This is a genomic window from Pseudomonas sp. FSL W5-0299 (genome assembly GCF_005930655.1).
Lineage (GTDB): Bacteria > Pseudomonadota > Gammaproteobacteria > Pseudomonadales > Pseudomonadaceae > Aquipseudomonas > Aquipseudomonas mandelii.
On sequence record NZ_RXHX01000018.1, the window covers coordinates 31,752 to 55,053 of the forward strand.

16 protein-coding genes are annotated in these 23,302 nt (G+C 57.2%); 5 read left to right on the plus strand and 11 right to left on the minus strand.

The features are described from left to right. The first annotated feature begins 16 nt into the window (after nucleotides 1-16). Entirely contained in the window at nucleotides 17-1,198 is a 1,182-nt protein-coding gene (locus tag FHL16_RS20455) for an MFS transporter (RefSeq protein ID WP_077749137.1), read from the plus strand. Here the strand turns inward: FHL16_RS20455 and FHL16_RS20460 are convergent. The 3 genes from FHL16_RS20460 to FHL16_RS20470 all read right to left on the minus strand — a co-directional run bounded on the left by FHL16_RS20460 (nucleotide 1,143) and on the right by FHL16_RS20470 (nucleotide 3,532). Continuing rightward, on the minus strand, nucleotides 1,143-2,075 hold the full coding sequence (locus FHL16_RS20460; protein WP_010462021.1) for a DMT family transporter: 933 nt from the start codon (nucleotides 2,073-2,075) through the stop codon (nucleotides 1,143-1,145). The genes FHL16_RS20455 and FHL16_RS20460 overlap by 56 nt on opposite strands. Before the next feature lie 184 nt (nucleotides 2,076-2,259). Continuing rightward, a complete protein-coding gene (locus FHL16_RS20465; RefSeq protein WP_077749138.1) occupies nucleotides 2,260-2,652 on the minus strand; it encodes a DUF2177 family protein in 393 nt (130 codons plus the stop codon). A 43-nt stretch (nucleotides 2,653-2,695) separates the two neighbouring features. Further along, nucleotides 2,696-3,532 carry a CvfB family protein gene (locus FHL16_RS20470; protein WP_010462025.1) on the minus strand — a complete coding sequence of 279 codons (837 nt, stop codon included), beginning with the start codon at nucleotides 3,530-3,532 and terminating at the stop codon, nucleotides 2,696-2,698. Nucleotides 3,533-3,884: 352 nt separating this feature from the next. Here FHL16_RS20470 and FHL16_RS20475 point away from each other — a divergent pair, with 352 nt between their 5' ends. The 3 genes from FHL16_RS20475 to FHL16_RS20485 all read left to right on the plus strand — a co-directional run bounded on the left by FHL16_RS20475 (nucleotide 3,885) and on the right by FHL16_RS20485 (nucleotide 5,957). Next, nucleotides 3,885-4,073, plus strand: coding sequence for a hypothetical protein (locus FHL16_RS20475; protein WP_017337097.1), 189 nt, complete (start codon nucleotides 3,885-3,887; stop codon nucleotides 4,071-4,073). 220 nt (nucleotides 4,074-4,293) lie between these two features. Continuing rightward, on the plus strand, nucleotides 4,294-5,010 hold the full coding sequence (locus FHL16_RS20480; RefSeq protein WP_010462029.1) for a TorF family putative porin: 717 nt from the start codon (nucleotides 4,294-4,296) through the stop codon (nucleotides 5,008-5,010). 77 nt (nucleotides 5,011-5,087) lie between these two features. Continuing rightward, the gene (locus tag FHL16_RS20485) at nucleotides 5,088-5,957 is read left to right on the plus strand and encodes a DUF6279 family lipoprotein (RefSeq protein WP_077749139.1); all 870 of its coding nucleotides are present in this window, start codon (nucleotides 5,088-5,090) and stop codon (nucleotides 5,955-5,957) included. A gap of 125 nt (nucleotides 5,958-6,082) precedes the next feature. Here the strand turns inward: FHL16_RS20485 and FHL16_RS20495 are convergent, their stop codons facing one another. Continuing rightward, entirely contained in the window at nucleotides 6,083-6,472 is a 390-nt protein-coding gene (locus tag FHL16_RS20495) for a transcriptional regulator (RefSeq protein ID WP_077749140.1), read from the minus strand. Between the two features lie 176 nt (nucleotides 6,473-6,648). Between FHL16_RS20495 and FHL16_RS20500 the strand changes: the two genes are divergently transcribed. Next, the gene (locus FHL16_RS20500; RefSeq protein WP_077749141.1) at nucleotides 6,649-7,383 is read left to right on the plus strand and encodes a DUF899 domain-containing protein; all 735 of its coding nucleotides are present in this window, start codon (nucleotides 6,649-6,651) and stop codon (nucleotides 7,381-7,383) included. Nucleotides 7,384-7,387: 4 nt separating this feature from the next. On the opposite strand, the gene FHL16_RS20505 is transcribed toward FHL16_RS20500, so the two are convergent. From FHL16_RS20505 to FHL16_RS20535, 7 genes are all read right to left on the minus strand, one after another. Further along, nucleotides 7,388-7,717: a hypothetical protein gene (locus FHL16_RS20505; protein WP_077749142.1), complete on the minus strand. Its 330-nt coding sequence runs from the start codon at nucleotides 7,715-7,717 to the stop codon at nucleotides 7,388-7,390. Between the two features lie 110 nt (nucleotides 7,718-7,827). After that, nucleotides 7,828-7,956 carry a hypothetical protein gene (locus tag FHL16_RS34730; RefSeq protein ID WP_256577996.1) on the minus strand — a complete coding sequence of 43 codons (129 nt, stop codon included), beginning with the start codon at nucleotides 7,954-7,956 and terminating at the stop codon, nucleotides 7,828-7,830. Between the two features lie 114 nt (nucleotides 7,957-8,070). Beyond that, nucleotides 8,071-8,628 (minus strand): hypothetical protein, encoded by a 558-nt coding sequence (locus tag FHL16_RS20510; protein ID WP_077749143.1) that lies wholly within the window; start codon nucleotides 8,626-8,628, stop codon nucleotides 8,071-8,073. Nucleotides 8,629-8,990: 362 nt separating this feature from the next. After that, entirely contained in the window at nucleotides 8,991-9,227 is a 237-nt protein-coding gene (locus FHL16_RS20515) for a hypothetical protein (protein ID WP_077749144.1), read from the minus strand. Nucleotides 9,228-9,493: 266 nt separating this feature from the next. Then, on the minus strand, nucleotides 9,494-9,724 hold the full coding sequence (locus tag FHL16_RS20520) for a hypothetical protein (RefSeq protein WP_077749145.1): 231 nt from the start codon (nucleotides 9,722-9,724) through the stop codon (nucleotides 9,494-9,496). A 359-nt stretch (nucleotides 9,725-10,083) separates the two neighbouring features. Then, nucleotides 10,084-10,362, minus strand: a complete 279-nt coding sequence (locus FHL16_RS20530) for a DUF6966 domain-containing protein (protein ID WP_077749146.1) — start codon at nucleotides 10,360-10,362, stop codon at nucleotides 10,084-10,086. Next, nucleotides 10,359-23,288 (minus strand): two-partner secretion domain-containing protein, encoded by a 12,930-nt coding sequence (locus FHL16_RS20535; protein ID WP_238706187.1) that lies wholly within the window; start codon nucleotides 23,286-23,288, stop codon nucleotides 10,359-10,361. Before FHL16_RS20535 ends, FHL16_RS20530 begins: the two co-directional genes overlap by 4 nt. Nucleotides 23,289-23,302: the final 14 nt, after the last annotated feature.

A 23,302-nucleotide genomic window follows, 5' to 3' on the forward strand; every position in this document is an offset into this window, starting at 1 on the left:
TGCCGGAATCCAGACCATGTCTCCCTTGATTCGCTTACTCGCCAGTTTTATTGCCCTGATGATTGCCATGGGCATCGGGCGTTTCGCCCTCACGCCGCAAATGCCGCACTTGCTCAGCGAAGGTCAGATCGACCTGACTGCCGCCGGTCTGATTGCCGCCGCCAACTACCTCGGCTACTTCGTCGGCGCCGTGGACGCCATGTTCTCTCGCCGTCCCGAACAAGTTCGTCGGCGCCTGCTCGGTGGGTTGTGGCTGTGTGTGCTGCTGACGCTGGCGTCGTTCTGGGCCAACGGGTTCTGGTCGCACCTGGTGCTGCGATTCGGTACCGGCGTGGCCAGCGCCTGGGTGCTGGTGATGATCACGGCGTTGAGCCAGCCACTGGCAGCGGCAGCCGGCCGCCCACGACTGGGCGCCCAGGTATTTGCCGGACCTGGTTTGGGGATTTTTCTCACAGGAATGTTGGCGTTGGGCTCGCACCTGCTGGGGCAGACGTCTGCCACCTTGTGGCTGGTTTATGCCGGTGTCGCCCTGGCGATGTTGCTGGGAATTCTGCCGTTTCTGCCGCAATCGACCGCCGCAGTGGTTGCCGCACCGAGCGCGGGCACTTCGAGTCAGCAAGGCATTGGCCGCCTAGGTGTGATCTACGGGTTGTACGGCTTGGGCTACATCATCCCCGCCACGTTCCTTTCGCAAATGGCCAGCGCACAGTTCCATGGCCAATGGCAGGCCGACCTGTTCTGGCCGTGCTTCGGTCTGGCGTCGGCTATCGGGGTGGTGCTGGTCAGCCTGCGTCGACAAACCCCGAATGGCACCCGCCACTGGCTGATGGTGACGTTGTGGCTGCAAGCCGCTGGTGTCTTTGCCTGCCTGTTGGGCAGCGGCTCGGGCCTGGCGCTGGGGGTGATTCTTTGCGGCACGCCGTTCCTGGCCTGCATGCAATTGGTGATGCAACGTTCCCGGGAACTGGCGCCCCACGCTACTCAACGCAACGCCGGGATGCTAACGGCCTGCTTTGCGGTGGGTCAACTCGCCGGGCCGTTGCTGGCGGCGCTGAGCAGCCATTTCAGCGGCGGTTTGCAGCCAGCACTGGTGGTTGCCGGTAGCGGCTTGCTTGTCGCTGGTGGTCTGCTGTTGCGTCCGGTCACTGCTGCCCAAGGGCTTTGCGCAAACGACGGCGAACCCACTGCTCAGCGCTGACAAACGTGATGCCCAACAACACCAGCACGGCACCGATGACGAAGTTCAGGCTCAACTCTTCACCCAGCAACACCACGCCGAATGTGACACCGAACAGCGGTGTCATGAACGAAAACACCGCCAGGTTCGCGGCCAGGTAACGGCGCAACAGCCAGAACCACGTCAGGTAGCTGAAGAACGACACGACCAATCCCTGGAACAGCACGCTCGCCACCGCCACGGTGGTCAGGCTGACGTGGGTCACCTGACCGCTGAGGATCGCGATCAGCAGCAGCCCAACGAAACCGACGATCAGTTGGTAAAACAGGGTCAGCGTGACCGGGGCTTCCGACAGTCGCGAGGCACGCACCACCACCGTGGTCGCGCCCCAGGATGCCCCGGCCAGTACGCCCAACGCATCGCCCATCAACATGCGGTGGTCGAGGTTGTCCCAGGACACGCCGCCGGCAAACGCGATGGCGATCCCGACGAAGGCGAGGAAAATCCCCAGCCATTGCACCGGCCTCAGACGTTCGCTCGGCAGCAGCCAGTGCACGCCCAACGCGGTAAAAATCGGCGCGGTGTAAAGGAACACCGACATATGCGCTGCCGTGGTCAGTTGCAAACCTTCGGAAATGAAAAAGAACTCCAGACCAAACAACGCACCGGCCAACAAGCCACCGCGCCAGGTGCTGCTGACCTGGTCCCAGCCACCCTTCCAGCAGATCAACAGTCCTACAAGCAACGCGGAAATACCCGACCGCCCCGCCGCTTGCATGACCGGAGCGATGTCGGGCGCCGCCCATTTGATCATCACCTGCTGCACGCCCCAGATCAGGCACAACCCGACCATCACTTGCAGGGCAAATCCATCGGCGCTACGCCGGCTGGCGCTCACCGGAACACCTCGACAACAACAAACATGGCAGTGACTCGACAGTAAAAACAAAGCCCCGGCCTGCTTGCTGAACAAACGGTGTCGGGGCGAAAAGTTATGCTGTCGATTATTAACCAAACGGCCAGAAAATGCCGCCTGGACGGGACCTTTAAATTCCCGATTGCGTCATTGCAGGCAACGAGGATCACTGCACTTTTCGCGCAACCCAATACCCGACCGTGCAGGCAATGCAGGTGGCCAACGTGCCCCAGGCCATGTCCGTCAACGCCAACTGCGCCGACCATCCGTTCAAGGTTGCCCAGTTACTCAGGTCATACGTGCCGTAAGCCACCAGACCCAATAGCGCGCCCAGCACCGAAGCTCGTCGCCAGGTCTTCGCCGGCAACACCACGAACACCACGCAACCCAAGACATAAAGAAGATAGAACACCGCTGCCGGGGCCAGCAGCGGTTGGTCGAGCATCAGCGGACCGAGCAGCGCCCGATAAGTCGGCGCCATCAGCACGCCCAGCCATAGGCCGTCGAGCACAAGAAACGCGAGCAAGGTGCCCGCGTAGGCAAACAGCCCTTTTTTCATAACCCGCCCCTCTGTAATCGTTCTATATGGGGCCGGAGCGAGGTCAGCTTAGTTCAATGCGATCCGCATGAATGACGATCTGGCCATTTTTGTACAGCGCACCGATAGCCTTCTTGAAGTTGCCTTTGCTGACACCAAACAGGCTGGTGATCACGGTCGGGTCGCTCTTGTCGCTGACCGGCAGGGTGCCGTTGTTTTCACGCAACTTGGCGAGGATCTTCGAGTTGAGGCTGGTGGCGGCTTCTTCGCCCACCGGTTGCAGGCTCAGGCTGATCTTGCCGTCGGCACGGACTTCTTTGATAAAGCCCTTCTCTTCCTTGCCGGCGCGCATGAACTTGAAGATTTCGTTCTTGTGAATCAGGCCCCAGTGCTTGTTGTTGATGATTGCCTTGAAGCCCATGTCGGTCGCTTCGGCCACCAGCAAATCAACTTCCTGGCCAGGCGTGTAGCTGGCGGGAGTCTTGTCGAGGTAGCGGTCCAGGCGAGCCGTCGCGGTGATGCGGCGGGTGTGCTTGTCGAGGTAGACGTGCACCACGACATATTCACCGGCGGTCATCTGACGTTTTTCTTCGGAGTACGGCAGCAGCAAATCCTTCGGCAGGCCCCAATCCAGGAAAACACCGATGCTGTTGACTTCAACGACTTTCAAACTGGCGAATTCACCGACCTGAACTTTCGGCTTTTCGGTAGTTGCGATGAGTTTGTCATCGCTGTCCAGATAAACAAAAACGTTGAGCCAATCTTCATCTTCGCTGGGAATATCTTTGGGAATATAACGATTAGGCAGGAGGATTTCGCCATCCGCGCCACCGTCAAGATATAAACCGAAGTTAGTGTGTTTAACCACTTGCAAACTGTTGTAGCGCCCGACTAAAGCCATTTCCAATACCCTCATTGCGTGGGCGGCATTCTACCCGTTTTTCCGTGCGGCGTTCCCGTGGCCAGCCCGGTGACACCAGAAATTCTTCTGAAGGCCTTAATTTTCCTGGGTTCTGCCTTGAGTGTTTGGCCGCTCGTCAGGCCGAACGGGCGATCGTCACCCTCGCCAGCGGATCTGAAACCTGTGTTTTTCTACTGTCGTTCTTATTTAAAACAGCAGCTTAGGAACGTATTTCGAATAATAGCTTGTGATTAATGACGCCCCTGCGATGTGTATTTTGAGGGGATATTAGCCAAGCAATTGTCAAGTATTTCCTGTACGATGCCTGGCCAAGTTAATTTTCTACAGGTTAATGGCCGCCATGCGTGTAAAAGCATCCAACAGCAAAGCAAAGCCAGCTCCAGCCGTTGAAACCAGCGAATCGATCAACAACCAGATCGCTGCGTTCCTCAAGTCCGGCGGCGAGATCCAGCAAATTGCCAAAGGCGTGAGCGGCCAGACGTTCGGCCCGTCCAAGCAGATCACTTTGGGCAAGAAGTAACACTCACCCAAAGATCCGCCGCGTCACCTGGTCCGTAAGCGCTTTGAGCTTCGAAGCGCTTGGACTGGAACCTCCCCGCAACACCCCGCCAAACACATCAATATTTCAAAAATCGACGAACGGCCTTCAATGCCGAGCATTCGCCGGTATGCTTGCACACGTCTAGATCAAGCGTTTCAGTAGGTTTTTGTTCCTGCTCCTCGCGGTCATGGAGTGACGCATGCTCAAACCCTCCCATTTATTGCTCGGCACCCTGCTGTCGTGTTCGGTCGCCAACGCGCAAATCTTCCAGCGTGAATTGGGCGATTTCGATCTCAAACTCGGCACCACCCCCAGCCGCAGCATGGCCCAAGGGCTGGTCAAGCCCGCCAGCACCGGTTCGTTCCACGGTGGTCTCGACCTGAGCCATGACAGTGGCTTTTACGCGGGGCAATGGGCGCCGAGCATGGGTTTATCCCCTGGGGCCAACCTTGAAGTCGACTCCTACCTGGGCTTTAAACAGCCTTTCGATAATACCCTCGGGTACGAAGTCGGCATGATCCATTACAGCTACCCGAAAGTGGACACCCTCGACAGCCAGGAGTTTTTCGGCGGCCTGACCTTTCTCGGCAGCCGTTTCGGCGCCGCGTTCAGCAACGACCCGGACAAACAGAACAGCACCGTCTTCGCCGACCTGGGCGGCAATCAGCCGTTCGGCATCGGGATCAGCATGAAATACACCACCCACCAACTCAACACGCCAGCGTCCGTCGACGGCGGCTATATCGGCAGTTTCACCGATTGGTCGGTGCAACTTTCCCGGCCGTTCATGGGTGTCGACCTCAACCTGATCTACAGCGATTCAAGCCTCAGCGGCAGCGACTGTTCCGCCTACTCCGGGCACAACAGCCAGTGCGACGGGTTGGTCACCCTCAAGGCCGAGCGCCCCTTCTATTGATCGGCTGAACTGCCGGGCCCATTCTGCGTTCACATAAGAATCCACTAAAGAAGCCAGATCTTCGCAAGGATTCGCCCATGTCGCGCTGGTTAAAGTATCTCGCCCTCATCATCACGCTCAGCCTGGCCCTTGGCGCCTGTAGCCGCGTGGGCCTGGCCTATCGCAACCTCGACGTGATCATTCCGTGGACGCTCAGCGATTACCTGGACATGAACGGCGAACAAAAAGGCTGGTTCAACGAGCGCCTCAAGGAACACCTGAGCTGGCACTGCACCACGCAACTGCCGGGCTACCTTGACTGGCTGGACCGCTTGCAGGCGATGGTCGAGACCAACCAGGTCACCGACGACGCGCTGCAAACCCGCACTCAGGAAGCCAAGGACGCCATCGCACAGACCGCCCGGGAAATCACCCCTTCGGCCATCGAATTGTTACAGGGGCTGGATGACAAGCAAGTCGCTGAAATGAACGACGCCTTCGCCAAGGATCAGCGCAAGCGCCAAGACGATTACGTCAAACCGACGCTCGATCAGCAGATCAAGGAACGTAGCGAGCGCATGCAAAAACGCCTGAATGACTGGCTGGGCCCGCTCAGCCCGACTCAGAGACAACGGGTGGAGACATGGTCGAACGCCTTGGGTGACCAGAACACGCAATGGATCGCCAACCGAGCGCATTGGCAGAAGCAATTCAGTGCGGCCGTTGCGCAGCGTCAGAGTCCGGAATTCCCACAGAGAATCGAGACGCTTCTGGTGAATCGTGAGAGTTTATGGACGCCGGCGTACCGTCAGGCCTATGCCAACACTGAAGCGCAAGCACGAGGATTGTTTGTGGATTTGATGGCCGAGAGTACGCCGCCTCAACGTCAGCGGCTGTTGAAAAAGATTGGAGGGGTGCGCAAGGACTTCAACGATTTGAAATGCCTGAAAGCCGCGCAACAAGGCTAAGCCCAACACAGGTCAAAATGTGGGAGTGAGCCTGCTCGCGATGATGGAGTGTCAGTCGACATCGTCGTTGTCTGATACTCCATCATCGCGAGCAGGCTCACTCCCACATTGGTTTCAGGTGGTCTTCAGGCAATCTGCGCCTTCGACGCCACCTCATCAAACGTCAGCGCATCCAGAGCATCTTCCTGCTCATCCAATACCTGCCGCGGATGGTCATTACCCGGAATGCTGCTGTCGATCAGGCTCAACAAGCTCGAGCCACGCGGCGTCAAAATGTAATTGGAGCCGGTGCCGCCCTGCTCTTCGGGTCGAGACTCGATATAGCCGCGCTCCAGCAGTAATTTTTCATACTCGCCGGCCACCGCTTTCAGGTGATCCAGATTTTCAGTCTGTTCGCCTTCCGACGCTTTCTCCGCCGCATGCTGCTCGGCATACGGGCGCGGCGTGAAACTGGCCTCACCGCGTTGCACTTCGTGCAGCAAGCGTTCAATCAAATCCCAGTTGTAAGTGGTCATCCTGATTCAACCTCCAAAGCCTGTGAGAGAGGGCCTTCTTAAGTTGTGACCTACACGCTGCGCAGCCGTTCAGCCGAGTTTTTTGCGGCTGCCGACCGACGGCATGTCGAATTGGACGCAAGTCAAACGACTAGGCTCTGTAAGTCACCTCCCAGCCTTGCGAAGGAGAAAACCTGATGAACGTTCAGAATCATCCCGTCGTGTCCCGCGATGAATGGCTCGCCGCACGCAAACAACACCTGGCCCACGAAAAAGCCTTCACAAAGGAGCGGGACAAACTCAGCGCCGAACGCCGCGCCCTGCCCTGGGTGAAAATCGACAAGGACTACCACTTCCAGGGCCCGAACGGCGAACTGAAACTCGCCGACCTGTTTGGCGGCCGCAGCCAACTGGTCATCTACCACTTCATGTTCGCCGCTGGATGGGACGAAGGTTGCCCCGGCTGCTCGTTCCTGTCCGACCACATCGACGGCGCCAACCAGCATCTGGCCCATCATGACGTGGCAGTGGTCGCGGTTTCTCACGCACCGTTCGCCGAATTCCAGGCTTTCAAACGGCGCATGGGCTGGAAGTTTGATTGGGTGTCGTCAGAAGGCTGCGATTTCAACTACGACTTTGGCGTCTCTGCCCGGGCCGAAGATGTCGCTGCCGGCAGAGCCACCTACAACTACGAAAAATCCGACGGTGCCGAGGAAGAACTCCCCGGCCTCAGCGTGTTTTATCGCAATGAAGCGGGCGAAATTTTTCATACCTACTCCACTTATGCCCGTGGTCTCGACATGTTGGTCGGCACCTACAATTACCTCGACCTGACGCCGAAGGGCCGTAATGAAGAAGAAATCATGGAGTGGGTGCAGCACCACGACAAATACGACGACAAGACGTCATCCAGCTGCTGCCACGGGGGATAGTGCGCTAGAACACATAACAACTTTCAGGCCGCGATGTCTCGAACCGCCACGACCGGATCACACCATCGGCCGTGGTGTACACCGAGTAACTGCAATCGAATAGCCAGTTGAAGTAGTAACGATTGCCATCGCCCTCGACCACTCGTTCATAGCGGTGTTCGTGATTGTTTGGGGACCACAGCATGAGCTGACAGCGAGCATCGCAAGGTTTGTTTTCGAGATCGGGCATCGGCTGCCCGACCAGGCTGTTGGCGCTGTCGATCCATGCTGAACGAGAAGGTCCGCAAGCTGATAGCGACAGGAAAAGTACCATCAACACTACTTTTGGAAGCATGTTCGATCCTTGGGCACAGGAAAAAGGGGAGGAAGGCTAAGCATCCACGAAATCCCGGTCGATCCACCACTGCGCCGCTGAACTTTTGCCGTACTTCGGCCCTCAACCGGTTAACCCGTCTTAACCCGGACTGAGGCGTGGGTCAGGGCCGCGACTTGTTCGGAGGTCAGGCTGACGCGGAGCGACAGGTTGAGTTCCTGTTTGCTGGCGACCGCGTTGTTCATCAGGTACTTGAACATGCTCTCGTCGGAGGTCTAACGAGTGCGCGAGAGCTGGTCGGCGGTTGCGGGCTGAATGAAAACAGGCGACCTTTTGGGTCGCCCGTTTTATGTAGCGAGCAATAGATCTCCTTTTCACACAGCCGGTGCACTCATCACGGGAACACGCTGCTGAGGCAGGGTCACATCGTAAACATGCTGTTCACAGCCCTGCCCGACAAACTGGAACTCCACCAAATAGACCTTACTTCGCTCTGGCGTAAAAGTGTTCTTCAGCGGGCCGCAACTATAATTGCCGCCGGCGCCCCTGCCATTCGAATATCCCGACACCTCAAAAGGCTTGTCGGCATCAGCCTGTACTTCCAACTGCGGGAAGCGTTTAACCGTGGCGCTATTGGCCACTTCGTTAAGTTTGGCGATCCAGCCGAACACCTTGCCCTGGCCGGAATCCACCACGGTCCCTAGCACTTCCATTCTCTGGTCAGTGTCGGCTGCACGGCGGACCGAAAACTCGACTGGAAATGTGTTGCCCGACGCTTTCATGATGACCTTGGCGTGCTGCGCATCGACAGCTACCGTGTTTTGGTGCAACTGGATACCGTCTTTCAGCAGGCTGGGGGAAGAGTCTCTGATGTTGGAGTGGCAGCCTGACAATGTGGAAATCAGGGTCAGCAGCAATGCGGTTTTGTTCACGTAGAATGTCCTTTTATTTCCATTAAATATCGAGTGTGAGCATACAAGATTCCAATATGCGTCCATTTTGGTGCTTATCACTCTTCATCCCAAAAATCCCCTGACGGAGCATATTCATCATTTTCTAATATTGAGCAACAACCCAATCCACCCATTTTATTGCATGCCCGAACAAGTAAATCGCTCCGCCTTACCGCTACAAATAGCCTGCCTACTTCAACATCGTTAACAGCTCAGCGTTTAGTGATTCGTCACTTATTCCTTCAGTTTTTTCTGCCCCCCGCCAATGCCAGATAAGGCGCAGGGCCAAGCTATCCAACTCGACAAACTGAAAAGAACGTCCATTTTTTGTTTCCAAATCCTCAGGAAGTCCATTGCGCTTTATCAGGAAAGCTTCCATTTTTCCAAAGGCGGGCCAACTTCATACCCGCTCTTTTCGACCATACCCCATTAACATCCAGAGGACATTCTCTCAACACGCGAATAGCTTCACCATTTTTCTCTAGCTGTATCAACCCAACTTCCAAATTCCGGCCGAACGTGCACACAACATACTCTTCAGTTTCTGCGACCTTATCCATCTCTATATAAAATGCCATACAACCCTTCTCAGTTACCTAATGGACTTGGGTATCTAATCTGGGGACAAAAGGGGACAGATTTATTTTCCGGTCACACAGCTGTCTAGTCCTGAAACGGGTGTAAACCTATTTCAGGACGGGACAAGATAGACAAATAGACAAATAGACAAATAGACAAATAGACAAATAGACAAATAGACAAATAGACAAATAGACAAATAGACAAATAGACAAATAGACAAATAGATCTGTCCCCTTTTCTATAGTCCCCTTTTCTATACCATCTACATAGCTTTAACCTCTGAAATCAGAGCCAAAAACTCTGACTCAGTTAACTCAAATTCCTCGCCCTCCTCCATTGCCATCAATGTGAGGAGTGCTCGTTCCATGGGGGCAGTAATTTCTAAGCCATGGTCTTGGTAGATTTCAAACGCCACTTTAGAGATCCTAAAAACATCGAAACCTCTAGCCAGTGTTCTTTCTAGATCCATAGCAAGATCAGCTTGTGAGTACATTATTTCCAGCTCTCCAACTCTGCACCTGAAGGAGGATAGTGCTGCGCACTAACCGGCTGTCCATTAATGCTTTTAGGGTGAACCCGTATGATATTCCCTGAATGGTCATAGCTTTCCATCCACTGTCTAGTGGAGCCGGTCGTAGGATTGTACTCGTGGCAAACGAAGCGCCACGAGTAACACCTTCAGTTCGAGCAGGGGCTTCCTGTGTGTAATATCGAATCCGTCCATCAGGAAGTGTTTTCGTAACAACTGCGTTCTCTTGTGCTTTCTGCAAGCCTGAAAGCTTTGCCCTCAAAGCAGCTTGAGCGTTAACACTTGCTGCTTCACTAGATATTGCTGCGGTTTCTTTTGCCCCATCACGCTAGTTTTTTACAAAGCTCATAGAGCTGAATTCTTAGCGTTTCAAATTCGTTATTTTCTGCGATCAATGGCTGACCTTTTTTATAGAATACGACATCATTCAGAGACCCCATCCCTCCATATAAGGACAACAATTTAGACGATTTAGATTTTGGGTCTCCGTCAAAATTCATCGTGATTTTTTCAAGCTCTACCGCCCAATCATCAAACGCCCCTATACGAAGCAGTTCAATCATTCGTTTCAGTACCGCGTCAGTATCATCTAGCTTTGTCATTTGATTGGGCTCGAGTTAATTACTTGAATCCCGTCAATTAACCAAGGCTTCTGGACCACAATTTGCTGCGTTCCACCGACGTAGAACCCACCTTGGGACCCAACCTCGCCAACATACACCTTGGTACCTGCGGGTATTTTTATCTCAAAAGCAGTGTCGATTGGAGACTTTGCACCACCTGGCCACTCCGGTAGAACAGCCTTGTCGATCCTTGTCTGTAAAATGCCAGATGGCGGTTCACTACTAAAAAACTGTCCAAGGGGCTTATCAGCGGTGCCAGCGCGGTAAAGAACAGTATCCTTCTCAAGGGTGACGACAGAGTACCGTCCGCCAGAAAAAGTTTCAGCAATGCTATCGGCCAATGGTCCAGGTTTGATTGCCGAATAGGCACCTTCAATTTGCCCAAAACCTTTTGCACCCGCCGTAGAAATAAGGTCTTTCGCAACCTGCCTCTTTGCCAGCACCTCCAGAACCGCATCGATAACTACCTTGCCACCTCGAAGCCCTGTCATCGAAAGGAGCACATCGTCGATAGCACTGACCGACAATATCCCTTTGCCCGCAATTGTCGACAATCGATCCGCTGCGTCCGCCACGCCAGACGCGTAAGTGGAAATATTGGACAACTCATTTCCATACTGAGCCGTCTGGTCTTTACCGAATTGACTCCACTGTTGGTAGACCGCTCCTGGACCATAAGTCCCTGCGGCGTTGAAGAGTGTAGAGTCGTCGAATTGTTCCTGCGTCGCATTGAACGCGTATGCCGGTGCGCCGTTAGCGATGATCGGTCGACCATCGCTCCAGGTTAGCGGGATTTTCTGAGCGGACAACTGGTTGATTGCGTCATACGCGTTGCCCATATCTCGAGCGAAGTTCTCGGACTCTGGATCATTGCCGACCGCCTTCTGCATCACGCTTTTCAGATTTTCCAGACCGGCAGCATCTACTTGAGCGCCAGCGGCGAGCATCAGCAGGTCTTCCCAGCGGGCGCTTGAGCGCGGGTTTCCAAGTGTTTTTTCAAGCTCATCCGCTTTCTTCTTAAGCAGCGGGATTTCCTGCTGCTTGTGCAATTGACGGTTGAACATTTCCACGCCGGATGCACTGTTGATCGCGGTGGTCGCCCCCGTTGCTCCACCAGACCCCGCTGCCGCGCCAAGACCGGAAGCAATCAAGGTCCCCAACGCATTCTGCTGCTGCTCACTCAACCCACTATTGCGCAGGGCCTCAGCAATCATTGGCATCAGAGCGGCGGAGACGCCGGCGCCCAATGCGCCAGCGGCTACACTGCTGCCCGACAACCCCATTACCGCGCCAACCAGCGAGTGCAGCATTACACGTGCGGCCCCACTTTCGGCCCACGCCGCTCGAGTCACGCTGTCGGTAGCATCGCGTGCTTGCTGGTCGGCGTAATCACCGATTTTTTTGAAAGCATCGTTAGCGGTGGCGTTGGCGACGACACCAATTGCAGTTGCACCACCCACTCCACCAAGGCCTACAGCAATCAAGCCCGAAGCAACATCCGCCATGATGTGTTTGTCACCGCCAACCGCCCAGCTGTTGTACTCATTGATCGCGGCCTGACGCTCCTCCTCCGTCTTCGCTGTTTTGACTTTGTCAGCGGCAGCTTGCTGCTGAGCGTTAGCCACTTTGCCGATAATGTTTCGCGACAGCGAAACCGTGCTCTGGATCAGATCAATCCGCTCTTGAATGGCTTTTTGATCAGGTTTGTCCAGTGCCTCATTCGCGTTTGCGGTATCGCGATTCAGCCCAACCAGATCATTCACGCCTGTAGTATTACGGACGATGATGGTGCCTTCGCTGACAGCGCTGCGCGTACTGCTGTGATCCGAATCTTCAAGCGCTAGCGGAATGCTTCCGCCGACACTCGTGCCGGACTTGCCGCCATAAGACAGCGAAATACCGGCCGATTGAGCACTGATCTCGCTGGTGTTCTTGATGTCACTGACGAACAGGCGATCGGTACTGAGCAGGTTCTTGTCTGGCGTTGCTTCACTTGCAATGACCGCACCTTGCAGGCTGGTGTTTTTGCCAACGGTGATGTCGTAACCGCCCTTGCCGGCGAACAGACCGCTCTGATCTGTCACCGCCTTGTAGTCGCTGTTCATGTTGCCAGCGGCAAGGCTTGCAGAACCGGTGACGGTTGCTCCGTAGCAAAATGGCGGAATACAGATACTGGCGCCGATACCGGCACTCCCCTGTTTGCTGCTCTGGGTCTCGGTGTCCTGACGCGAGGTAATGTTGAGGTTGCCGTCGATCAACGCCTTGATACTGTCGGCTCGCACTTGTGCGCCTGCCAGCGTCGTGTCATTACCGCTGTGCAAGGAGAGAGAGCCAGTATCCAGGGTTGTATTGACCTGGGTGACCGAGCTGCCGGTGCCTTTGTTTTTGGCAACAGACGCTCCGAGATCAAGGGTGAAGCCGTTCTGCTCGCCCAGGTTGAAGCTGGCCCCGATAGCAGTTTTGTTATTGCTGCCGTTGTTGGCCCAGTCAGCAGTGTTCTGTGCGCTTTCCAGGACGATGTTATTCTTTGCAATCAGCGCAGTGTCGGCGGCTTTCAAGCTGCTTCCGACGACATGAATATCACCGACAGCTCCCGGCGCACCGCCATCAGCGATGATCAACAGGCTCTGGCCCGCATTGATCGTGCTCTGTTTGGCGGTCTGACTGGAGTATTCGCTGGTGCTCTTGCTATGGGTGTTCGCCAGCTCAGTACCGATCTTTATCAAAGAGCCATTGCTGGCGGAACCTTGTTTTTTGCCATAATCGGAGCCCGCGCCTTCGGCGCTACCCGCCATACCGCCGAGGTCGTTCAACGCCATAGCTGCCTGAGCGTATTTGACTACTTTAAGTCGTGGATCATCGGCGTTTTTGGCAGCTTCGACCGAATTGTGAATCGTATTAACCGTATCAACGATCATGCCGCCAATGACCCGACCAACCCCCAGGCTGCTGGACTTGTCGGTACTGCTTTGGCTCGAGCTTTCCATACCCGCTGCGATGGTCACCTTGGAGCCAATCAGGCTCATGTTCTTGGTGCTGACCAGATCACTGGCGATCACATTCAGTTCACGACCACTGGAAAGAGTGACGTTGCCTGCGCCGGAGCCAATAGTGCTGCCAGTCAATGTAGTCTGGAATGACTTGCCCGTATGACTCCCGCTGCTGACCGACAAATGCTGATTGCCGGTGATGTCATCGACGCCAAGGTTGTTGGCGGTCAGTACACCGGTCAGATCACGGTTCTTTTCCTTGTATAGCTCATTGCGAGCAAAGGTGTTTTCCGCTGCGTTGATGGTCAGGTCACGGCCAGCCTGCACTGTCAGATCATCTGTACTTACCAGAGCTGAACCAGTGATCGTGACGTCGCGATTGGCGACCACATCTACGGTGTTACCGGAGATCATACTGCCCACTGCAGTGGTTTGTTTCTCTGAAACCTGATCTTTTACCTTGCTCGACTTCAAGCCACCCCAGCTACTTTTGCTGGAGCTGCTTTCATGACGGACACTTTGCGAGTCAGTAACTGCAACGATTTGTATGTCGTTGTTTGCAACCAGCTTCACACCACCTTTATCAGACGCAACTTCGCTACCTTTGATGAGCATGTCGTTGTTGGCTAGCAGGGTAATGTCGCCACCCGAAGTTACCGAACTGGCGATATTGGTGGTGCTGGCTACCTCATCGAGACGGCTCTTCTTGCCTGATGAACTTTTCTTGGTCTTGCTGTAGAAGCTGTAATCGCTATCTTCCGCCGACTGAAGTGCCAGATTGGCACCAGCAGTCAAATAAGCCTCATCCCCGGCGCTTACCCGGCTGGCAATAAGGCTCAAATCTTTACCTGCGTTCAGCGAGACGGTACCACCTGCATTAACGCTGGTAGACACCTGACTGACGTGATCTTCCTGACTGACAAACTTCTTGTTCGCGCCATAGGCATGCTGTTCATCCGCCGCAGAAGCCAGTGTCAAATCACCGACCGCACTCATGGTCACATCGCGCTTGGCGTCGATCTGGCTGGCGATAACGGTAAGGTCGCGCCCGGCATTGACCTTCAGGCTCTGCCCCACATCCACTTCTGAGCCGTATTGGGTCACGGTTTCATTGCGATGCAGTCCCCGCTCGCTGCTGACAACCTGTTCAGCGGAGACAAGGTTGACGTCACGACCGGCGTTGATCGTGGTATCGGCGCCGCTTTTCAGTACGCCCCCGGTGTTGTTGATATCGCGGCCGGCATTGAGGGTCAGGGCATTGGCGGCTTCGATACGGGCGGCGCTGTTGACGAAGTCCTTGCGCTCGTTGATGTTGCCCGTGCCACTTTCATGGGTGGTGATGCTGCGTTCGTTGATGACATCGCCACGGGTGGCGGTGAGGGTGACGTCACGGCCCGCGATGATGCCGCCGGCCTTGTTAACGAGGTTGTTCCCCGCCAGCAGGTCGAGGCGATTGCCGGCCTCCACCAGTCCGCTAGTGACCAGGTCGTTGCCCGCGGTGGCGGACAGGTTGTTCGAGGCGCGCAATGTCCCGGCGTTGTTCAAATCCTGACCGGCGATCAGGGTCACGTCGCGGCCCTGGATCAGGGCACCGTTGGCGGCGAGGCGGTTGTTGGCGTTGGCCAGGTACAGCACCGGTACCAGCACTTGCTCGCCGTTCACCACGGCGTTTTCCATCCAGACAATATCGTGGGTCAGGGCCGCGACTTGCTCAGAAGTCAGGGAGACGCCCAACGCAAGGTTGAGCTCGTTTTTGCTGGCGATGGCGTTGTTCATCAAGTATTTGAACAGCGCCTCATCGGAAGTCTGACCATCGATAAAGCGCTGACCGGTACGCGACACGACCGCTTGCTGTATCAGGCGCTGTTCATAGAGGCCATCACCCAGTCGCTTGGCGCTGTTGTCCGGGTCGTAACCGAGGTTGGACAGCAGGTAATCCGAGCTCATGAATTGCTTGAGGTCGGTGAGTACCGGGTTGGTTTCTATCAAGTATTTGTGCGGCTTGGACTGGCTGCTGGCCGGCAAACCTTGCACGCGATTGACCGTCAATGCCGTTGCACGTCCCGGTAGTGCGGCATTGGTCGAGTCGGCAAGCGGTGTGCTGACATCTATTGCGCTGGCCCCTGCAAACACGTTGGGTGCTTGACGATCAACCGGGTTCAGGTCAGCGGTGGTCGCTGAAACCTGAGCGTTGCCGGCCAGTTGAATATCCCGAGCCTTGGCATCAGGCAATGGTTGCTGACGCTGGATCGGGCTGACGGTGGCACCGCCCATTGTCCAGCTCTGCGGACCGCTGGCCACCGGGGTGCTGCTGTCTTGCCCGCTCAAGCGGAACAAGCCGTTCTGGCCCGTGGGCAGGCTGAAACCGGGAAGCGCCAACGGGTTGACTTGTTGCTGCGCCAGGTTGGGCGGGAGTTGCGCGTTGATGTAGATCGGCGTCGAGTAAGCGCTGCCTGCTCCGGTGTCAGCTTTGCTACGACCCGCCGCGACATAGGCGTAGTACGGACGCACCACGCTGTTATTGATGTTCTGTGCAGCGTTTAGGGATACGTTTCCGCCGGCCTGGATAATTGCATCCAGAGACTCACCATTAATGACGCGACTGTTGGCGGGCAGTGTTTCTCCCATCCATTTCAGAAAATTACTCATGTCCTGTTCGACCGTGGCCGAAGGCGTCGGGTTGTTTCGTTGGGTGAAGATGCCAGCCATGCTGATGGCCGAGGCTGTTTCATTGACCCAGCTCACGTACCTTCGAGTGGACAGGATTTCCTGCTCTTGCAGACCTTTGTTGTTGATCGTCGAAGCCGTGATCGCCAAATCACCAGAGGCCGTCACGTTGCTGCTAATGTTGTTCACTTCTCCTGCATTAATTGTCAGGTCCGAGCCGCTGTTGATCGAGGCAGCTTCAGAATGAAGCGTGACCTTCAAACGATCGGTTTCTGCAATTTCCCAAAGACCGTTTATGCGGCCACCGCCACGACTGTCACATCCGTACGCGATCAGTGCGCACGGCAGAGAGGTGATAGTGGCAACACTTTTCTCATGTTCCGTGTACTGCAAGACATCCATGACGTTGTTAACCGTCGTGGCTGCAATCGTCAGATCGCCCGTGCTATCAATCCCTGCGGACCTGTTGTCCAGCAGATCAGCCTTGGTCCCGTTTTTGTCCCGGGCAATCAGCGTACTGCCCAGGCTGTACACCTGCCCGTAGCTGTTAGTGAAGCTGGGGCTCAGGAGCTGCATGTCGCCGCCGCTGAAGATCAGCCCACGATTGTTGACCAACGTCCCCGTAGTGACCGTCAGCTTTTGAGCACCGGCCAGCGTTCCGAAGTTATTGATCCCGCCTGAGTTGACCGTCAGGTGCGCTGCAGATGTCAATCGACCGGCATTGTCCAATTGGCCGCTGACATTGAGCGTTGTGTTACCACCACCGGCAATGCTCGACGTGGCGGCATTGAGGCTCACTTGCGCGGCGCTCAGGCCAAGAGTTCCAAGACTGCTGAGACGCCCGCCGCCCCAGTAAGCACCGCTCAGACCCATGCTCAGGCTGCCATCACTGGCAATCAGGCCTTCGTTGAACCAATTGACGCCGGTCCCGACGAGGCTGTCGGAAGCCAGCAACTGGCCGCTTGCGGTCTGGGTGAAGTTGTTGACGTTGACGGTCAGGCGTCCGGCCTGAATGACGTTGCTGTTGCTCCAAGTATCGGCGTTAAGTGTCAGGCCGCCGCGAGTAACGATGGTGCCGCCGGCACCAGTAACGTTCGCAGTGGAGATGTCGAAGGTGCCGTTGCCCACGTGCAGCAGGCTGCCGCCGCCGTTGAGGAAACTGCCCACGGCCATGCCCAGGTCGGTGTTGGCGCTTTCCAGCGTACCGTTGCGGTTATCGAAGAGACCGCCAATCTGAAAGCTGGTTTTACCGCTGGTGCCCAAGGCGCGCAGTTGACCGGTCTGGTTGTCGAGGCTGGCGGCCTTGATCGCCAGGGTGCTGTCGCTCTCGATGATGCCCAGGCGGTTGTTCAGCGTGCCGGTGAGGTTGAGGTCGACTTGTTGACCGGCGATTTGGCCATCGTTGTCGCCGCTGTTGTCAAAATTGCTGCCCGTGACATTGATCTTGCCTTTGGCATACAGACCGCCGTTGCGGTTGTCGAAGTTGCCGGTGGCGATGATCGCGTCACCGCTTTGCGCAGAAATGCGCCCGCCATAGTTGTCGATTCCGCCCAGGGCGGTCAGATTCAGGCGTTGGGCCTGGGTGATGCCGCCCTGACGGTTGTTGTTCAGGTCATAGCCGTTTTTCAGCACGCCAGTCAGTTGGGTGGTGAACGCGGCTTGCAGGCTGGAGAGCACGCCGCCCCGGTTGTCGAGGTTGCCGGCAGTGATGCTCAGGTCTCCGGCCTTGGCGACGATCCGGCCGCTTTGGTTGTCGATATCGCTAGCTGCAATGAGGTTTAGCGTCCCGCCACTTTGCAGGGTGCCCTTGGCGTTGGCGAGGCTGGCGGCCTGGATTTTCAGGTCGCCATTCTGGCTGTAGATCAGGCCGTCGGCGTTGTTCTGAACGGTGCCCGGCGTGGTGATGGTCAGCAGGTTGTTGGCCGCGACGGTACCGCGATTGCGGTTGTCGAGGCCACCCGTGAGCAGCGTCATCAAGCCTTGGCTGGCGAGTTGGCCGCCCTGGTTATTGATCTGAGTGGAGCGCTGGATCAGCAGCGACCCGCCGCTCGCCAGTTTGCCATTGGTGTTGGTCAGGGCGCCGAGCAGATCCACGGTGACCGCGGCGTTGCCGGCCAGATTGCCTCCGATGTTATCCAGCGTGGTGCCGGTGAAACTCAGGGCCTGCTCTGCGTTGACTGTGCCGCTGGCGTTGCCCAGGGTCATGGCTTGCACGGCCAGGGTTGCGCCACTGGAAATCAGACCACCTTGGGCGTTGTTCAACAGACCGCTGAGGGTCAGGGTCTGGGCCCCGGCGCTGGAAAGGATGCCCGTGCTGCTGTTTTCCAGGTTCGCCGCGTTGACGCTCAGGTTCCCCAGGCTGACCAACGCACCGTTCGCGCTGTTGAGCAGGTCACCGCTGACCGTGACGGCCATGTCACCGGGAACGTTTATGCCGCTGTCGACATGACCACTCGACAGCGTGCCTTTATTGCGGTTATCCAGGCTGTTGCTGATCAGGCTCAGACCTTTCCAGCCGGAGATCAGCCCGCCCTGGTTGTTCACGGTATCGGCGTTTACCGTCAGCAGGTTTTTGCTGATCAGTCGGCCGCTGCCGTTATCCAGCGCACGGGTTTTCAGGTCGATACTCTGGCTGCTGGAGATTTCGCCGCTGCGGTTATTCAGGTCACGCAGGTGCTGGATGCTCAGGGCACCGGTCGTGGTGATCAACCCGCCACTGCTGTTGTTAAGGTCACCGGTGGCAGCGCCGAAATCGATGGCAATCGCACTGCCCAGCAGCGAACCATTCTGGTTATCGATACCGCTGCTGTTGATGGTCAGGCCGCTGGTGCCGTTGATCAGCCCCAGGTCCCGGTTTTTCAGTTGTCCGTCGAGGTTCAGGTCGAGACTGGCGAGACTGGTCAGCGTGCCGCCGCTGTTGTCCAGGCTGGCCGCTTTGACGTCGAGTGCCGCGGCGGCAATCATGCCTTTGATGCTGGTCAGCGCCTGCTCGATGCGCAGGGTCAGGCTTTGATTGCTCAGCACCTTGCCGGTGCTGTTGTCCAGGCTGCGCGCCGCCAATGTGAAGGCCTGGGCGCTGGAGATTTCACCGTTGCCGGTGTTGTTGACGTCCGCCAGGTTCTTGAGCATCAGCAAGGGTGCGCTGATCAACCCGTTTTGATTGTTCAACTGGCCATGGTTCAAATCCAGTTCCAGGGACGTGTTGCTGAACAGCTGCCCGCCTTGTTGATCCAGGCCCGTGACGCTGGCAGTCAGCGCACCGACACTGGCGATACGGCCTTTGTCCTGGTTGGTCAGTTGGGTGGCCGTCAGGCTCAGGCTGGCGCCGCTGTTCAGGCGTCCGTCGTGGCTGTTGTCGAGCGACCCAGTGTTGACGACGACGGCACCTTTGCCGCTGATGCTGCCCTTGTTGCGGTTGTCGAGGCTGGCGCTTTTTAGCGTGAGCCCGGCGTCCGTGACAATTTCGCCGCCCTGGTTGAGCACCACGCCTGTGGTGGTCAGGGTCAACGGCCCGGCAGCGGACAGGGTCCCGAGTGTGTTGGTCAGGCTGGCGGCCGTGACACTCAATGAGCCTTCGGCGCTCAGCACGCCCTGGCTGTTATCCAGATCACCCGTGAGATCGACCTTCAGGTTTTTCTGGCTCAACAGAGTACCGCCGCTGTTATCCAGAACCCGGCCGGTCAGTGTCAGGTCCGTCTTGCCGGACAGCAGGCCCTTGGCGCGGTTGATCACCTGATCCATCGTCAGGGACAGCGCGCCTTCAGCAAACACCCGGCCGCCATCGCTGTTGTTCAGCGTGGTGCCAACCAACGTTACGTCCGACTTGCTCGACAACTCGCCACCGCGGTTGTCGACGGATCCGATGTTCAGCTGCAGCGCATTGTTCGCGCCGACGAGACCGCCATCGCGGTTATCGAGGTGAGTGCCCGTCAGCGTCAAGGCACCGGTTGCGACCAGTTGGCCGCCGTGGTTGTCGAGCGTCGTGACGTTGGCCGTGACATCGGTTTTACCGGCGATCTGGCCACGGGTGTTGTCGAGGTTGTCGGCGCTGAGGTGCACATCACCGTCGGCGATCAGTGTGCCGTCCTGGTTGACGAGCTGACCCTCCACCGTCAGCCCGAGCGTGCCGCGACTGCTGATCAGCCCGCCGCTGGTGTCCAGACGCGCACTGTGCACATCCACAGTCTGGGCAGCGATCAGGCCTTTGATGCTGGCAAGCAGTTGTTCGATGCGCAGGGTCAGGCCCTGGTTGCTGATCAACCTGCCGTTGCTGTTGTCCAAGTTGCGAGCGGTCAGCGTGAAGGCCTGTGCGCTGGAGATTTCACCGTCCTGGTTGTTGACGTCCTTGAGGTTCTTCAACATCAGCAACGGTGCGTTGATCAGGCCGTTCAGGTTGTTCAGTTGCCCGTTATTCACATCCAGGCTCAGGGAGGTTTTGCTGAAAAGCTGACCGCCCTGTTGATCGAAACCGGTGAAACTGGCGGTCAACGCCTTTTCGCTGGCGATCCGGCTGCCCACGCCATTGCTGACTTGAGTCGCGGTCAGGTCGAGGGTGTCGCCGCTGATCAAGTGGCCGCCCTGGGTGTTATCGAACGCGCCGGTCGTTACGGTGATCGCGCCTTTGCCACTGAGCAGGCCGTTCTGGCTGTTGTTCAGGTTTTGGCTCTTGAGCGTCAGACCGCTGTTGGTGGTGATGGAACCACCCTGGCTGATCAAGGCGCCGGTCGTGGTCACTGCCAACGCGCCAGCGCTCGACAGGCTACCGCGCGTGTTGTCGAGACTGGCGGCATTGACCGTCAGCGTGCCTTCGCTGCTGATCAGCCCATCGATATTGCTCAAGGCATTGTCGAGACGAATGTCCAGACCTGACTGAGTGACCAGGCTGCCACCGCTGTTGTCCAGGCTCTGGCCCGCAACCGTAGTGATGCCTTTGGCGAATAACAGCCCTTTGGTCTGATTGATGATCTGCGCCACTTTCAGGCCCAGATCGGTGCCGGCCAGAATCTTGCCGTTGTCGCTGTTGTTCAGGTGCAGGCCTTGCAGACTCACATCAACGGCACTGGAGATTTCACCACCACGGTTGTCCATCTCATCAACGTTGAGTTTCAGCGCTTTTGTCGCGCCCACCAAACCGCCGTTGCGGTTATCGAGGCCCTCGCCGCTGAGCGTCAGCATCCCTTGGGCAACCAGTTCACCGGTCTGGTTGGTGAACTGTCCAACGTTCACCGTCAGATCGGTTTTGCTGGAGATGCGGCCACTGCTGTTGTCGACGCTGGCCGCGTCCAGACGCACCGGGCCTGCCGCACTGAGCAAGCCACCACGGTTGTCCAGATGAGAGCCGGTGAAGTTGATAGCCGCCTGACTGTTGAGCAGGCCTTGCAGGCGGTTATCCAATTGCCCGACGTTCAGTTGCAGGTCGTTGCTGGCGCGCACTTTGCCAGTGCGGTTGTCCAGCGAATCGCTGCGCAGGGTCAGACGGTCCTTGCCGGTCAGGTTGCCATTACGGTTGTCGAGGCTGCCGGTCTGCAGGTCGACCGCGCCTTTGGCACTCAGATCACCGTTCTGGTTATCGAACAAACCCGTGATGCGCGCCGTCAGGGTGCCATCGCTGACCAGGCTGCCGCCATGACTGTTGTCCAGGCTGGCCGCGTGGATGCTCACGCTCTGCCCCGAACCCAGTACCCCATTGCGGTTATTCAAGGCACCGATCAGGCCGATGTTCAGCGCAACGTCACCCGTCACCTGACCGTCACTGTTGTCTAGGGTGGTGGCGGATACGCTGTTATTGCCCGCGCTAGAGACTTCGCCATTGTTGTTATTCAAGTGCCCGAGGGTGGCGGTGAGGTTGCCGTTGCTGGTGATCACCCCCTGGGTATTAAAGACCTGAGCAGCGTTCAAATTCACGGCACCGCTGCCCTGCACCCGCCCATTGTTCTGGTTGTCCAGCGTGGCCGCTGTGAGGTGGGCATTTTGCCCGGCGCTCAACGTACCGCCCTGGTTATTCAGGGCCTGAGCGGTGGTCACCGTCAGATTACGGCTGGCAACCACACTTTTGCCGCTGTTGTTGAGATTCTGCGCGCTCAGGCTCACATCACCCGTGGCGTTACGACTGGTGTCAGCATTGACCCCGGCTTCGATGATGCCGTTGTTGGTCAGCACACCGCCGGCGCTCAGGGTGATGTTGTCCCGAGCGGCGAGGGTTTGCTGGTTGGTGAGGTTGCCTTGGGTTTGCACATTGACAGAGCTGCCGGCATAGACCGGACCCTGCGCGTCGAGGCTCGTGGCTTTGACGTTTACCGCGCCGGCGGCAGAAGTTTGCGCCATGCTCAAATGGCCATTCGCATCGATCTGGATATCACCGCCACTGGCGGCCAGGTTGCCGGCCAGCTTCACCCCGACGCCGGCCTCGGTACCAACCAGTTTGATCGCCCCGGCATACATCCCGCCCAACGCCGACGAGTCGATGGCCAGCTGCGGTTTCGCGCTGCCGTCATCGGCGCGTGCGGTGGCATTGAGGCTTTGCGCATTGACGTCATTGCGACCAGCCACAATCGTCAGGTTCTTCGCCTGAATCTCGGCATTGATCTTCGCGCTGCGGGTGATGATTTCGAAGCTGTCGACGTTGTTGGCATTCAGCCCGGCGCCGTCGATGGAGACGCTGCCCTGATCGACCTGAAAGCGATCCAGACGCCCGTTGTCCAGCACCGGTTTGCCGGTGGTCAACGTCACACGCGGGGTATTGATGAAACCGCACCCGTTGCAGCTGATGCCATAAGGGTTCGCCACGATGACCCGCGCCGATTGCCCCGCCACTTCCGTATAACCGCGCAACTGGCTCGGGCTGCCGCCGACCACTTCGTTGAGGATGGTTTGCGCGGCGACCCGGTTGGTGAGGTTGGGGTTGCCGACGATGATGCCGCCCAATTGCGTCGCGCCGGTCTGGTTGGCGACGTTGTTGAGGATGACGCCTTGGGTGCCGACGTTGTAATCGTGAAACTGGTTATGCGACAGGCCGGTGCCATTGGGCGTGGCGATGTTGACGATCGGCACGCCATTGCCCGCCTGGCCGAGGCTGGTGCCCGGCGAGGCCACGACGATCCCTTCCGCCTGCGCCCACATCGGTTGCCAGAACATCACGTTGGCCAACAGGAACGCCAGTCCGCGCTTGGGCATGCCCCAAAAGTGCTCTCGGGTTTTCACGGCAGAAGAAGGCTGACGGCTCAGGAAGGCGAATTGACGGGCGTCCATGTCGATGGTCTCGA

Coding starts and splice junctions, on each gene's coding strand:
- FHL16_RS34730 (WP_256577996.1), bottom strand. CDS start 7,956: ATGTTCAAGTACCTGATGAACAACGCGGTCGCCAGCAAACAGGAACTC.
- FHL16_RS20465 (WP_077749138.1), bottom strand. CDS start 2,652: ATGAAAAAAGGGCTGTTTGCCTACGCGGGCACCTTGCTCGCGTTTCTT.
- FHL16_RS20480 (WP_010462029.1), top strand. CDS start 4,294: ATGCTCAAACCCTCCCATTTATTGCTCGGCACCCTGCTGTCGTGTTCG.
- FHL16_RS20495 (WP_077749140.1), bottom strand. CDS start 6,472: ATGACCACTTACAACTGGGATTTGATTGAACGCTTGCTGCACGAAGTG.
- FHL16_RS20515 (WP_077749144.1), bottom strand. CDS start 9,227: ATGGCATTTTATATAGAGATGGATAAGGTCGCAGAAACTGAAGAGTAT.
- FHL16_RS20520 (WP_077749145.1), bottom strand. CDS start 9,724: ATGTACTCACAAGCTGATCTTGCTATGGATCTAGAAAGAACACTGGCT.
- FHL16_RS20475 (WP_017337097.1), top strand. CDS start 3,885: ATGGCCGCCATGCGTGTAAAAGCATCCAACAGCAAAGCAAAGCCAGCT.
- FHL16_RS20505 (WP_077749142.1), bottom strand. CDS start 7,717: ATGCTTCCAAAAGTAGTGTTGATGGTACTTTTCCTGTCGCTATCAGCT.
- FHL16_RS20500 (WP_077749141.1), top strand. CDS start 6,649: ATGAACGTTCAGAATCATCCCGTCGTGTCCCGCGATGAATGGCTCGCC.
- FHL16_RS20455 (WP_077749137.1), top strand. CDS start 17: ATGTCTCCCTTGATTCGCTTACTCGCCAGTTTTATTGCCCTGATGATT.
- FHL16_RS20470 (WP_010462025.1), bottom strand. CDS start 3,532: ATGGCTTTAGTCGGGCGCTACAACAGTTTGCAAGTGGTTAAACACACT.
- FHL16_RS20530 (WP_077749146.1), bottom strand. CDS start 10,362: ATGACAAAGCTAGATGATACTGACGCGGTACTGAAACGAATGATTGAA.
- FHL16_RS20535 (WP_238706187.1), bottom strand. CDS start 23,288: ATGGACGCCCGTCAATTCGCCTTCCTGAGCCGTCAGCCTTCTTCTGCC.
- FHL16_RS20485 (WP_077749139.1), top strand. CDS start 5,088: ATGTCGCGCTGGTTAAAGTATCTCGCCCTCATCATCACGCTCAGCCTG.